We start from the raw sequence: 13,268 nt of genomic DNA on the forward strand, positions 1-13,268 counted from the left end.
CGACGGATCCAACGCCGTGGTCAGCTGCTCGTTGAGCTGCTCGACAGACGGCACCGGCGGCAGGCTCGCGGTGTTCGTGGCCGCGGCCTTGGCGCTGGTGGTGGTCTTCGCGGCGGGCTTGTCACCCTTGTCGTCGCTGCACGCGCTCAGGCCAAGGGCCGCGACCACGGCCAGGCCCGCGATAGCGACACGTCCGGTCTTGCCAAACTTCATCCACTCGTCCTTACGTCGGGTCAGGAGTTCGCCCTGCGGGCGACGGCACGAACCCGCGCCACACGACGCAGGCCTCGATGCCACGGCCCGGACGCTACCCAGCGATGGTGAGGAAACTCTGAGAACCCGGCAACGGTGGTCTGTGAGAGGCGTCCTCACACCAGGCGATGGCCGCCGTCGACATGCAGGACGGTGCCGGTGACGAAGGGGTTGCGCTGGACCGCGAGGAAGGCTTCGGCGATGTCGTCGGGGGTGCCCAACCGGCCCGCGGGGAGCCGGGCCGCCATCGCGCGGTGGCGCTCGCCTTTGTCGCTGGGGGCGAAGGCATCCCAGATCGGGGTGTCCACCCAGCCGGGCGAGACCGCGTTGACACGCAGCGGGGCGAGTTCCAGGGCGAGCGCGGCGACCAGGCCTGCCAGCGCGGCGTTGACCATGGCGACCAGCGATCCGCCCGGTGCGGGGCGATAGGCGGCGATGCCGGAGGTCACCGTGATCGAGCCGTGGTCGGCGACCCTGGCGTGCTTGGCGACGAGCGCGGGTCCGATCATCTTGGCCGCCACCACCTTCGCCGCGACCGCGGTGTCGAAGGCGGTGATCGGCTGGTAGGCGCCGGTCATGTCGGCGGCGGTGACGACGACGTGGTCGACGGTGCCGGTCTCGGCGAACAGCCGGGCGAGATCGGCTTCGACGGTGATGTCGGCGACGACGGTGCGCAGGGTGCCGGGGTGTGGGCCGAGTTCCTTCGCGGCCGCGGCGAGTCGATCGGCCGACCGGCCCGCGATGGTCACCTCGGCGCCGTCGGCGAGCAATCGGGCCGCCAGGGCCAGACCCATCCCCGAGCCGCCGCCGATGATCACTGTGCTGTTCTCACTCATACGGCCAGCTCAGCACCGGATCCGGGGAAACTCCATGTCCGACGGCCTAACCGGTGTTCGCCGATCTCTAACAGTCCTGGCCACACCAGGATTCGCCCCGGACGCGAGCGCACCGAGGTCCCCACGGTCCGCTCGTGTCCGGGCGCACCGATCAGCGCAGTGCGGCGACCGCGGCGACGAGCTGGGCCCCTGTCCGCGCGTCGGCGGCGGCGATCAGCCCGTGCGGGCCGGTGTGCAGCGGCCCGCCCGCCAGGTTGGTGACCGTGCAGCCCGCGGCCTCGCACACGGCGATGGCGGCGGCGAAGTGCACGCTGTCGCGCAGGTCTCCCCCGGTGACGTAGGCGGCCCGGCGGCCCGCCGCCACCCAGGCCAGCGCCAGCGAGGTCGACAGCACCCGCGCGTGGAACTCCCCCGCGAAGCCGGGCGCGTCGAACAGGCGCGAGGGGCTCGACCAGGGGAATTCATGATCCAGATCGACATCGACGAGCCGGCTGTCGGCCCGGGGTAGCAGCGGCTGATCCGCGCCGTCGCTGCGTAGATAGGCGCCCTGTCCCGCCGTCCAGAACACCTCGTCGGTGAACGGATCGGCGACGGCGGCGACCCCGATGGCGGCGCCGGTGCGCAGCGCGACATTCACCGCGACGAACTCCGTGCCGACCGCGAAATTCCTGGTGCCACAAAGGGGGTCGACCAGCCAGGTGCGGTCACTGCGCGCCGCACCGGTGACTCCGGATTCCTCGGCGAGAAAGCGATCACCCGGACAGGCGGTCGCGAGAACATCGAGAATGGCCTGTTCGGCCGCGAGGTCTGCCTGGGTGGCGAAATCGTCACCCTCCTTGGCGTACCGGGTGAGCGGCGCGTGGAACGCGGACCGGATCACTCCCGAAGCGACTTGTGTTGCGTGAACTGCGATTTCAACATCCGAGTGGTGCACCGTCTCCAGGCTACGCACCCGCGAGATCACCTGTGGGCGAACGCGAACCGGCGGTCACATCGGTGCGCGCCACGGGCCTGTCGCGGTCGTGTCGGCCAGTGCGGCGTGGATCGGATGGCTGCTCGTTGCCCGCCACACCGCCACGTAGTCGACGGTGATCGGTCCGTCCCGCAGCGGGCGCCAGGCGAGGCCGGGATGGTCGCGGACCCGCTCGGAGCTCAGGCCGATCAGGTCGGTGCGATGCGGGAGCACCGCGAGCTGCTGGGCGTGCCCCATCGCGTGGTCGCTGAGCCGGATTCGCGCGCCGCGCGCGGCGAGCTCGGCGAGCAGCGCGCGGTGCAGACCGGGGGCGGCGTCGCGGGCGAAGAGCACCAGCTCCTGATCCGCGAGCAGCTCGGGCGTGATCTCGCTGTGCCGGGCGAGCGGGTGCCGGGCGGACACCACGATGCCGAGCCCCTCGCGGGCGACCGGCCGGGCGAGGTACTGCTCGCCGAGCTCGATCGGCCCACGCACCAGCGCCAGGTCCACCTCGTCGGCGGCGAGCATGCGCAACTGGTCGGCGGTGGTGCCGCCGGTGAGGACCAGGCGCGCGCCGATCGCCTGGGCGAGCGCGTCGAACCGCGCGGGCAGCCACGGCGGCGCACCGTTGAGCAGCCCGAAGCGCGCCACCTGAGCGCCGTCGGTGCTCGCGCGCCGGGTCTCGCGCACGGCCGTCTCCGCGGCGGACAGGACGGCGCGGCCGGTGCGCAGCAGAGTCTGGCCCGCCGCGGTGAGCTCCACCCGCGGTTCCCGCGTCAGCAGTGGACCGCCGAGTTCGCGTTCGAGCACCCGGATCTGCTGGCTCAGCGTGGGTGTCGTGATGAACAGCCGCTCGGCCGCGCGCCGGAAGTGCAGTTCCTCGGCGAGCACGACGAAATACCGCAACTGCCGAAGCTCCACGCGTGCGACCCTACCGGCATCAGCGGGCCAGGTAGACGGCCAGACCGAGACCGAGCACACCAACGGTCACCCGCAGCAGCGTCGGCGGGATCACCTTGACCACCGGCGGCCCGCACCAGCCGCCGGCCAGCGCCCCCAGCGCCAGCGCCAGCGCCGCACCCCAGTGCACCGGACCGAAGGCCGCGAAGCCGACGGCGGCGACCAGATTGGCGATGCCGAGCAGGAAACTCTTCAGCACCGAAGCGCTCCACAGCGATTCGGAGGTACACAGCAGCATCATCGACAGATAGATGACACCGGCGCCCGCCCCGAAGTAGCCGCCGTAGGTGGAGATCAGCAGGATCCCCAGCGGCACGATCCACGGCGCGCTCAGCTCACCGACGTGGCGGCGCACCAACGGCTGCACCAGCAGGGCGATCGAGGCGATCGCGACCAGGAACGGCACCACCACCTCGAAAGCGCCGTCGGGGGCCACCAGCAACGCCAGCGCACCCAGTAGCCCGCCGATCGCCGAGAGCACCGCCCAGCGCACCAGCGTCCGCCCCCGCCCGACGAGTTCGCGCCCCGAATTGGCCGTCGCGCCCACCCCGACGGCCACCATCGCGACCGTGTTGGTGACATTGGCGGCCACCGGCGGCAACCCGGCCGCCAGCAGCGCCGGATAGGAAACGATCGAGGCCATCCCGGTGACGAACCCCACCAGACCGGTGAAGAATCCCGCGACGACCAGCAAGAAGAAGTCGAGCGCGGTCACGGACCGACTGTACGGTACGCCCACACGGCAGTAACTCGGGCCTCAGACCAGCGCGCTCACCCTCCGGGCCACCAGCGCTCGGGTGCGATCGGCGGGCGCGGCGGCCAGCCCCGGGGTGCCGATCGCCGACCGCAGGACGCCCAGGCCCACCAGCAGCGCCCCGAGCAGTTCAGCCCGCAACTCCGGATCGGGGCCGTCGAGGCGGTCGGCAAACTCCGGGAGACAGCCGTCGCAGCGCTGGGCGCGCACCTGATCGCGCACCGCGTCGTGGCCCGCCGAGCGCTCCCGCCCCGGTCATCCTCGACGTCTGTGGTCCCGGTGGGATGGCGGGCCGAATCCACTGGGACGACCCGCACCTGCGCGAACGCTATTCGGGCACCGCGCGGCCATGCAGGCCTCGCGCGGCAACGATCTGCTCGGCGTGGCGTCCCGCACCGCTACCCCACCGCCCACACCCGCTATGCGCTCTACAACCCGCTGTTGGTGCGCACCGCGGTCCCACCGCTGGCCCGCTTCCTCGACGCACCGCCCGCCGAGCCGGTGAGCGCGTTCCGGCGGCGGACCCGGCTCCCCTTGACGGGCAAGGACTTCGACCGGTGAACGCCGACCGCCTCGACGCCGTCACCCGGGCGCTCGTGGACTGAGCGGACGACGGCGGGCGCCGTGCTCACGCACGACGCCCGCCGAAATACCTGTGGCCCTGATGGCCCTCAGCTCACCAGCCGCGCTCGGCGAGACGGTGGGGCTGCGGGATCTCCTCGACGTTGATGCCGACCATGGCCTCGCCCAGGCCGCGCGAGACCTTGGCCAGCACGTCCGGGTCGTCGTAGAAGGTGGTGGCCTTCACGATGGCGGCGGCGCGCTGCTCGGGGTTGCCCGACTTGAAGATGCCGGAGCCGACGAACACGCCCTCGGCGCCGAGCTGCATCATCATCGCGGCGTCGGCGGGGGTGGCGATGCCACCGGCGGTGAACATGACGACCGGCAGCTTGCCGGTCTGGGCGACCTCGCGGACCAGCTCGTACGGGGCCTGCAGTTCCTTGGCGGCCACGAACAGCTCGTCCTCCGACAGCGAGGTCAGGCGGCGGATCTCGGCGCGGATGGTGCGCATGTGGGTGGTCGCGTTGGACACGTCACCGGTGCCGGCCTCACCCTTGGAGCGGATCATGGCCGCGCCCTCGGTGATGCGGCGCAGGGCCTCACCCAGGTTGGTGGCGCCACAGACGAAGGGGACGGTGAAGTTCCACTTGTCGATGTGGTTGGCGTAGTCGGCGGGGGTGAGCACCTCGGACTCGTCGATGTAGTCGACACCGAGGCTCTGCAGGATCTGCGCCTCCACGAAGTGGCCGATGCGGGCCTTGGCCATCACCGGGATGGAGACGGCGGAGATGATGCCGTCGATCATGTCCGGGTCGCTCATCCGGGAGACGCCGCCCTGGGCGCGGATGTCGGCCGGAACCCGCTCGAGCGCCATGACGGCCACCGCGCCGGCGTCCTCGGCGATCTTGGCCTGGTCCGGGGTGACCACGTCCATGATCACGCCGCCCTTGAGCATCTCGGCCATGCCGCGCTTCACGCGGGCGGTGCCGACGGTGTTGGTGGTCTCAGGCGTAGTCACGGCTGTCTCCTGTGTCATGTGCGCCAATCAGGTCGCTCGTTATGGACACCGTCGATTCTAGAACCGTCCGAAATCGGTCTTCATAGCCAGTTGAGGTCCACTGGCCTTGCCACGACCAGCGACGATGCCGCCACCACCTGCCGCTGGCCTGCTCCGGTGGCCCGCCGGACAGCACGCGTCGTCCCTACCACGGTCGGTGCCGGTGACGAACGTCATGACCTCGACGCCCGGCGTGGTGGGTCGGATCAGGGTGCGGCGCCGAACTCGACGTGGACGTCCGAGGCACCGCGCAAGGTCGCCACGGCGGCCGCTTCCGCGCGCACCTGCGCGCGCAACCGGGTGCTCATCGACCGGAACGCGGTGACGGTCAGCGTCAGCGTGCGCCCCTTCTTGCGGGGCCGCCAGATGCCGGCGACGTCCCCCTCGGCCAGCACCACGCCGGGCGCCCCGGCCGTCTTCCATACCGCGCGGTGGTGTGCCGGGTCGACGATGGTCGCCCGATCACGCAGCTGGAGGTAGGGGTCGCTCGGCGGGAGCAGGCGCACTCCGTGCGCGGTGACCGGGGATCGCAGATCGTCCAGGTCGTCGGTGTGGATCCACGCACGCCGCCCCTCGACCTCGACCGGCGTGAGTTCGTCCCGCGCCGCGGCCCACCACGGGTCCACCTGACCGGCGTCGATCCCCAGCCAGGTGGCGAAGTCCTTGCGCGTGGACGGCCCGTAACACCGCAGGTAGCGGCGCAGGAGCGCGGACCGCGCCGCGTCGGGTTCGGTCCGTGGCGGCGACGCTCCCAGCCATTCGCCGAGCAGGACGAACGGCGCGGTGTTGTCGCTACGCGGTGCCAGGCACACGAGACCACGCAGCGTCAGAATCCGGACGCAGAAGTGCACGACGGCCTCCCCCAGCGGCTGGTTCGCGCCGTACGGGCCCGGCGCCCGCCAATCCGCGCGCCGGGCGGGCGACAGCGTGCGCGCGAGGCGCCCGGCGATGTCGCGGCCGAGATCGTCGATCGGCAGCGCACGGTGGGCGAGCACCGGCACGAGTTGGTCGGCGACGCGCTCGACGATGTCGTCCAGGCCGAGATCCAGGGTGCGCAGGGCCGGTTCGACACCACCGATCAGCCGCAGTCGCGCCGCCTCCGTGGTCGGCAGGACACCGGTGGTGAAGACGGGCAGGTCGGCGGTCGGGAAGAAATACGGCGCACCGCGCATACACCACGTCTGCACCAGCGACTTCTCCGTGCCGACCAGGTGCTCGAACCGTGCGACGGTGACGTCCTCGGCGCGGGCGTGCAGGGCGAGCAGCGCCGATCCCGGCGGACTGTTCTGCACGGCGCACGCGCCGGCCACCGCGAGCAGATCCCGGCTCCGGGTCAGCAGGTGATGGGCGCGGAGCCGGAAACCGACCACATCGCCGAGCGCGACACCGACCGAACCCCGACCAGTCGCCACCGATCGCCTCCCGCCGCGTTCCAGGACGACCGGCCGCCCGATCGTGTCAGCGGATCGAGCGTACGACGTGCTCGGTGTCGTCCGCGGCAGCCGCGGCGGCCTCGGCCAGCAGTTCGTCGAGGTGATACGGATAGACCGCCTCGCCCTGATCGTCGAGGGCACGGATGTCGGCCGGGGTGCACCAGCGATGGTCGGTGATGGTGCGGCGCTCGAGCGCGTTCAGGGCCGCCGGGCGCCATTCGAAGCTCGGGGCGCGCAGGGTGAAGAACAGTTCCTCGGACCGGATGAGCTCGCCGTTGAACGGGAACACCGCCACTCGTCGCCACAGCGGGCCACGCAGCGCCGCCGGATCGACCCGCTGACCGGTTTCCTCGTACAACTCACGCACCGCGGCATCGCGCAGGCTCTCCCCCGGCTCGACGCCGCCGCCGACGGTGAACCAGAACGCCACCTCGGGCAGCATCGGATCGTGGCCGCGCAGCAACAGCACCCGGTCCTGCTCGTCGAGCAGCACCACGCGGGCGGAGGTGCGGGTGGTGTTCACCTCGAGGCCGGTCGCCGCGGCGGGCGTGGCCCGCTCGGTGATCTCGAAGTAGTGCGGCAGCGGCGCGGTACCGCCCAAATGCAGCACCCGCACCGGACGACGGGTGCGCAGCGCGAGGGTGTCGCGGACGGCGTCGTTGTGGAAGCGTCGCGCGATCAGCACCCTGGCCTCGGCGTCGGCGAGTTCGGCGACCAGCTGGGGACGCAGCTGGTCGATGTCGACCAGGCTCAGCGCGGCGGAGAGCTGGTTCTCGACGGTCTCCCGGTCACCGCGCTCGGCCCGCTCGGCGCGATCGGCCAGGGCGGCGAGCTGGGCGGCCCGTTCGCCGCGGCGCGAGTCGGTGCTCACCGGCCCGGCCATGGCCATCGCCACCGCCCGCGCCACCACCGCGCGCCGGGCCAGCGCCGCGTCGAGCGCCTGCCAGGATTGATCCGAGCGCACGTGCAGCCGGTCGAGCCGGTTGGCCGTGGAATACGCCCAGACACCGAGCGCGAGGACGAGCAGGGCGATCAGCCCGAGAACGAGGACCGAGGTCGCGGAAAAGGTGATCATCCGGCGGCCCGCACCCGGAGATCGCCGACGGTGACGGTCTCGTAGACCCGCAGGATCTGCTCGGCCACCACGGGCCAGTCGTAGGCGGCGACCACCTGGGTCGCGGTGCGCACCAGCCGCTGCCTGGTCTCGTCGTCGGTGAGGACGGTGTCGATCGCGGTGGCCAGGGCGGCGGAATCGCCGACGGGGGTGAGCAGGCCCGCGGTTCCGTCGCGCAGCACCCGGCGGAACGCGTCGAGCTCGCTGGCCACCACCGGGGTGCCCGCGGCCATCGCCTCGATCAGGATGATGCCGAAACTCTCGCCGCCCAGATTCGGCGCGACGTAGACATCGGCACTGCGCATCGCGGCGGCCTTCTCCGCGTCGGAGACCTGCCCGAGGAAGCGCAGATGCTCCGCATGCGGGCCCGCCTCGCGGCGCAGCCGGTCTTCGTCACCGCGCCCGACGATGAGGATCTGCACGTCGGGGTGCCGGCCGATGAGGGTGGGCAGCGCGCCGAGCAGCACGTCCATGCCCTTGCGCGGCTCGTCGAAGCGACCGAGGAACAGCACCGTCCTGCCCGCGCGCGGATAGCCGTCGAGCAGCGGACCCCGGGCGAACGCCGAGACGTCGACCCCGTTGGGGATCTCCACCGCGTCCGAGCCGAGTGCTTCCACCTGCCAGCGACGGGCCAGCTCCGAGACGGCGATGCGGCCGTTGATCTTCTCGTGGTACGGCCGCAGCACCCCCTGAAAAGTGCTCAGCACCAACGACTTCGTGGTCGAGGTGTGGAAGGTCGCGACGATCGGGCCCTCGGCGATCTTGAGCGCGAGCATCGACAGGCTCGGGGCGTTGGGCTCGTGGATGTGCAGCACGTCGAAATCGTTGCTGTCGATCCAGCGCCGGATGCGGGTGTAGGCCATCGGGCCGAACGACAGCCGCGCCACCGACCCGTTGTACGGAATCGCCACCGCGCGGCCCGCCGACACCACGAAGTCGGGCAGCGGCGTGTCGTCGGAGGCCGGCGCGAGCACGCTCACCTTGTGTCCGCGTTCGAGGAAGACCCGGGCCAGCTCGACCACATGGGCCTGCACACCGCCGGGAACGTCGAACGAGTACGGGCAGACCATGCCGATCTTCACCGCGGGCCCCCTGTCTGCGCAGCGGAGATCCGCGCCCGCCGCTCGGGCGACAGATCGGCCTCCCACAGCGGTTGCAGCATGTGCCAGTCGGCCGGATGCTCGGCGATATTGGCGGCGAACCGGTCGGCCAGCGCCTGGGTGGCGGCCGCGACCCCACCGGAGACATCCAGCGGCGCTTCGGTTTTCAGCCCCCAACCCTCGGTGCCGTCGGCTTCGACGGTGAACCAGCCGTGCACCGGCATCAGCGCGGCGCCGGTCTCGATGGCCAGCTTGGCCGCGCCGGCGGGCATCCAGGTGCGCTCGCCGAAGAAGTCGACCGGCACCCCCTTGCCGGTCAGGTCACGCTCGCCCATCAGGCACACGATCCGGTTCTGCCGCAACCGGTGCGCGAGCTGCCCGAACGGCGGCTGCTCGCCACCGGTCAGCGGGAACACCTCGAAGCCCAGGCTCTCCCGGTAGGCGACGAACCGCTCGAACAGCGATTCCGGCTTCAGCCGTTCGGCCACCGTGGTGAAGGTGTCGTAGTGCTGCACCAGCCACACCCCGGCCATATCCCAGTTGCCCGAGTGCGGCAGCACGAAGATGACGCCGCGGCCCCGTTCCAGGGCCGCGTCGAGGTGTTCCAGGCCGTCGACGTAATAGTCGATGGTGCTGTGGTCCATGCTGGGCAGGCGGAACGCCTCGCGCCAATACCGGGCGTAGGAGCGCATACTCGCGCGCATCAGCTCGGCCGGGACCGCCTCGGGTCCCACCCCGAGCACCCGGGCGAGGTTGCGACGCAACTGCTCCGGTCCCCCGCCCTTGACCGCCCGGTCGGCGCCGAGATCGAACACCTTGCGCACCAGCGGTTCCGGTGCCGACCGCACCAACCGCCAGCCCGCGGCGTAACCCAGATCGCTCATCCGCTCGGTGAGGCTCACGACGCCGCACCTCCGGCCGCGTCGGGCTGCGGCGTCGGCGGGATGACGGTCCGCGCGCCCGGCGAGTTGCGCACCGCGAGCACCCGCTGGAAGACGGTGACGACGCTGGCCACGACCAGGATCCACATGGCGACGTAGACGGCCCAGGTGAGCCACTCGATGCCCCAGTGCCCGCCGATGCCGGTGAGCCCGGCGCCGACCAGCACGATGACCAGTCGATCGGGCCGCTCGATCAACCCGCCGTCGGCGGACAGGCCGCTCGCCTCGGCGCGCGCCTTCGCGTACGAGATCACCTGCGAGGTGACCAGCACGACCAGCGTCGCCGCGAACAGCTCCTTGCTCTGCTCGTGGTAGACCGCCCACCACGCCAGGCCGCCGAAGATCGCGCCGTCGGCGACCCGGTCGCAGGTGGCGTCGAGGACGGCGCCGTACTTCGTGCCGCCCCCGCGGGCCCGCGCCATCGCCCCGTCCAGCATGTCGAACATGACGAACAGCCAGATGACCATGGTTCCCCAGAACAGGTGCCCGGTGGGGAACAGCGTGACCGCGGCGGCGATCGTCGCGGTGGTACCGATCAGTGTCATCGCGTCCGGGGTGAGCCCGGTACCGACGAGCGCTTTGCCCAGCGGCGCAGTCGCTTTCGCAAACGTCTGGCGGCCGAAGAAGCTGAGCACGGTTGTTATTCCTCCCACGCCTCCGCCAGCAGCTGCCGCGTCTCGCGCAACAGCTGAGGCATCACCTTCACCCCACCGACCACGGTGATGAAGTTCGCATCCCCACCCCAGCGCGGCACGATGTGCTGGTGCAGGTGGTCGGCCAGCGAACCACCGGCCACACCGCCGAGGTTGAGCCCGACGTTGAATCCGGCGGGTCGCGAGACCCGCTTCATCACCCGGATGGCCCGCTGCGTGAAGGCCATCAGCTCCGCGCTCTCGGCGGGCGTCAGATCCTCCAGGTCGGCGACCCGGCGGTACGGCACCACCATCATGTGCCCTGGGTTGTACGGGTACAAGTTGAGCACCGCGTAGACCTGCTCGCCGCGGGCGATGATCAAGCCGTCCTCGTCGGACATCTTCGGGATGTCGGTGAACGGGTGACCGGTGGCGTCCTTGGGCTTGACCTCACCGGTGATGTAGGACATCCGGTACGGCGTCCACAGCCGCTGCAGCCGGTCCGGCTGACCGGCGCCCGCGTCGATGATCGACCCGGCCTCCGAGGCGATGCTCTCACTCATGAGGACGCCTTCGCCGCGCCGACGACCTCGAACCCGTCCGCGGTGGGCGAGACGTTCGCCCGGTTGGCGATCCAGCTCAGAATGGTGGCCACCGCGTCGTCGACCGGCACGCCGTTGACCTGGGTGCCGTCGCGGAAGCGGAAGCTCACCGCGCCCGCCTCCACGTCGCGCGCGCCGGCCAGCAGCATGAACGGCACCTTCTGCGCGGTCTGGTTGAAGATCTTCTTCTGCATCCGGTCGTCGCTGCGGTCGACCTGGGCGCGCACGCCCGCGTCCTGCAGCCGCTCGATCACCGCGTCCAGGTGCGGGGCGAAGTTCTCCGCGACCGGGATACCGACGACCTGCACCGGCGCGAGCCAGGCCGGGAACGCACCGGCGTAGTGCTCGGTGAGCACACCGAAGAACCGCTCGATCGAGCCGAACAGGGCGCGGTGGATCATCACCGGACGCTGCTTGGTGCCATCGGAGGAGGTGTATTCCAGGTTGAACCGCTCGGGCAGGTTGAAGTCGAGCTGGATGGTCGACATCTGCCAGGTGCGGCCCAGCGCGTCCTTGGCCTGCACGGAGATCTTCGGGCCGTAGAACGCGGCGCCGCCCGGGTCGGGCACCAGGTCCAGGCCGGAGTCGGTGGCCACCTTGCGCAGGGTCTCGGTGGCTTCCTCCCACAGTTCGTCGGAGCCGACGAACTTCTTCGGGTCCTTGGTGGACAGCTCGAGGTAGAAGTCGTCGAGGCCGTAGTCGCGCAGCAGCGAGAGCACGAACTGCAGCGTGGTGGTCAGCTCCGCGTGCATCTGCTCCTTGGTGCAGTAGATGTGCGCGTCGTCCTGGGTCATGCCACGCACCCGGGTCAGGCCGTGGACCACACCGGACTTCTCGTAGCGGTACACCGAACCGAACTCGAACAGCCGCAGCGGCAGTTCACGGTAGGAGCGGCCCCGCGCGCGGAAGATCAGGTTGTGCATCGGGCAGTTCATCGGCTTGACGTAGTAGTCCTGGCCGGGCTTGCGCACGGTGCCGTCCTCGTTGAGTTCGGCGTCGAGGTGCATGGCCGGGAACATGCCGTCGCGGTACCAGTCGAGGTGACCGGAGACCTCGAACAGATGCCCCTTGGTGATGTGCGGGGTGTTGACGAACTCGTAGCCGGCGTCGATGTGGCGCTGGCGCGAGTACTCCTCCATCTCCTTGCGGATGATGCCGCCCTTGGGGTGGAACACCGGCAGGCCGGAGCCGAGCTCGTCGGGGAAGCTGAACAGGTCCAGCTCGAGGCCCAGCTTGCGGTGGTCGCGGCGCTCGGCCTCGGCCAGCAGGTGCAGGTACTCGTCCATCGCCTCGGTCGATTCCCAGGCGGTGCCGTAGATGCGCTGCAGGTCCTCGCGGTCCTGGTCACCGCGCCAGTAGGCGGCCGAGCTGCGGGTCAGCTTGAAGGCGGGGATGAACTTGGTGGTGGGGATGTGCGGGCCGCGGCACAGGTCGCCCCAGAGCTTCTCGCCGGTGCGCGGGTCCAGGTTGTCGTAGATGGTCAGCTCGTTGCCGCCGACCTCCATGATCTCCGGATCATCGATACCGGACTTGTCGCTGATCAGTTCGAGCTTGAACGGCTCCTTCGCCAGTTCTTCCCGCGCCTCGTCGATCTCGACCACGCGACGCGAAAAGCGCTGCGCGCCTTTGATGATCTTCTTCATCCGCGATTCCAGCTTGGCCAGATCCTCGGGGGTGAAGGGCCGGTCGACCCGGAAGTCGTAGTAGAAGCCGTCCTTGATCGGCGGGCCGATGCCCAGCTTGGCGTCGGGGAACTCCTGCTGCACCGCCTGGGCCAGCACGTGCGCGGCCGAGTGCCGGATCACGCTGCGGCCGTCCTCGGTGTCGGCGGCGACGGCCTCGACCTCGACGTCTTCGTCCGGGATCCAGGACAGATCCTTGAGCGCGCCCTCGGCGTCACGGACCACCACGATCGTGTTCGGTCCCTTGGTGGGCAAGCCCGCCTCACGCACCGCCGCGCCCGCGGTAGTCCCGGCCGGCACCCGGACGAGGGCGACAGGGCTGATCGGTGCAGAGGTGGTCACGGGGATGCTCTCCTTGACGTCACGTCCGGCGGGGATGTCCCGCGCGGCGC

Annotated in this window: 12 protein-coding genes and 2 pseudogenes; all 14 read right to left on the reverse strand. The window is 70.7% G+C overall.

What is annotated here, in order from left to right:
• A pseudogene (locus V8688_RS19630) lies at nt 1-213 on the reverse strand (hypothetical protein); the annotation flags it as partial.
• Nucleotides 214-368: 155 nt separating this feature from the next.
• The gene (locus tag V8688_RS19635) at nt 369-1,088 is read right to left on the reverse strand and encodes an SDR family oxidoreductase (RefSeq protein WP_342801423.1); all 720 of its coding nucleotides are present in this window, start codon (nt 1,086-1,088) and stop codon (nt 369-371) included.
• Between the two features lie 151 nt (nt 1,089-1,239).
• The gene (locus V8688_RS19640; protein ID WP_308248647.1) at nt 1,240-2,052 is read right to left on the reverse strand and encodes an inositol monophosphatase family protein; all 813 of its coding nucleotides are present in this window, start codon (nt 2,050-2,052) and stop codon (nt 1,240-1,242) included.
• Nucleotides 2,053-2,076: 24 nt separating this feature from the next.
• Entirely contained in the window at nt 2,077-2,961 is an 885-nt protein-coding gene (locus V8688_RS19645; protein WP_342801424.1) for a LysR family transcriptional regulator, read from the reverse strand.
• 19 nt (nt 2,962-2,980) lie between these two features.
• Nucleotides 2,981-3,715, reverse strand: a complete 735-nt coding sequence (locus V8688_RS19650) for a sulfite exporter TauE/SafE family protein (RefSeq protein WP_218721125.1) — start codon at nt 3,713-3,715, stop codon at nt 2,981-2,983.
• A 42-nt stretch (nt 3,716-3,757) separates the two neighbouring features.
• Nucleotides 3,758-3,985, reverse strand: a pseudogene (locus tag V8688_RS19655) (hypothetical protein); the annotation flags it as partial.
• A gap of 445 nt (nt 3,986-4,430) precedes the next feature.
• Nucleotides 4,431-5,351: a pyridoxal 5'-phosphate synthase lyase subunit PdxS gene (pdxS, locus tag V8688_RS19660; protein ID WP_218721129.1), complete on the reverse strand. Its 921-nt coding sequence runs from the start codon at nt 5,349-5,351 to the stop codon at nt 4,431-4,433.
• A 227-nt stretch (nt 5,352-5,578) separates the two neighbouring features.
• Nucleotides 5,579-6,784 (reverse strand): winged helix DNA-binding domain-containing protein, encoded by a 1,206-nt coding sequence (locus V8688_RS19665; RefSeq protein WP_218721130.1) that lies wholly within the window; start codon nt 6,782-6,784, stop codon nt 5,579-5,581.
• A gap of 46 nt (nt 6,785-6,830) precedes the next feature.
• Nucleotides 6,831-7,877, reverse strand: a complete 1,047-nt coding sequence (locus V8688_RS19670; RefSeq protein WP_342801432.1) for an NUDIX domain-containing protein — start codon at nt 7,875-7,877, stop codon at nt 6,831-6,833.
• Entirely contained in the window at nt 7,877-9,001 is a 1,125-nt protein-coding gene (locus V8688_RS19675; RefSeq protein ID WP_316575447.1) for a glycosyltransferase family 4 protein, read from the reverse strand. Before V8688_RS19675 ends, V8688_RS19670 begins: the two co-directional genes overlap by 1 nt.
• Nucleotides 8,998-9,921, reverse strand: coding sequence for a phosphatidylinositol mannoside acyltransferase (locus V8688_RS19680; RefSeq protein WP_218721132.1), 924 nt, complete (start codon nt 9,919-9,921; stop codon nt 8,998-9,000). Before V8688_RS19680 ends, V8688_RS19675 begins: the two co-directional genes overlap by 4 nt.
• The gene (gene pgsA, locus V8688_RS19685) at nt 9,918-10,595 is read right to left on the reverse strand and encodes a phosphatidylinositol phosphate synthase (protein ID WP_218721175.1); all 678 of its coding nucleotides are present in this window, start codon (nt 10,593-10,595) and stop codon (nt 9,918-9,920) included. Before pgsA ends, V8688_RS19680 begins: the two co-directional genes overlap by 4 nt.
• Before the next feature lie 5 nt (nt 10,596-10,600).
• The gene (locus V8688_RS19690) at nt 10,601-11,155 is read right to left on the reverse strand and encodes an HIT domain-containing protein (protein WP_218721133.1); all 555 of its coding nucleotides are present in this window, start codon (nt 11,153-11,155) and stop codon (nt 10,601-10,603) included.
• A complete protein-coding gene (gene thrS, locus V8688_RS19695; RefSeq protein ID WP_342801425.1) occupies nt 11,152-13,218 on the reverse strand; it encodes a threonine--tRNA ligase in 2,067 nt (688 codons plus the stop codon). Before thrS ends, V8688_RS19690 begins: the two co-directional genes overlap by 4 nt.
• Nucleotides 13,219-13,268 lie beyond the last annotated feature (50 nt).

The sequence above is a fragment of the Nocardia sp. No.11 genome, assembly GCF_038752175.1.
GTDB lineage: Bacteria > Actinomycetota > Actinomycetes > Mycobacteriales > Mycobacteriaceae > Nocardia > Nocardia canadensis.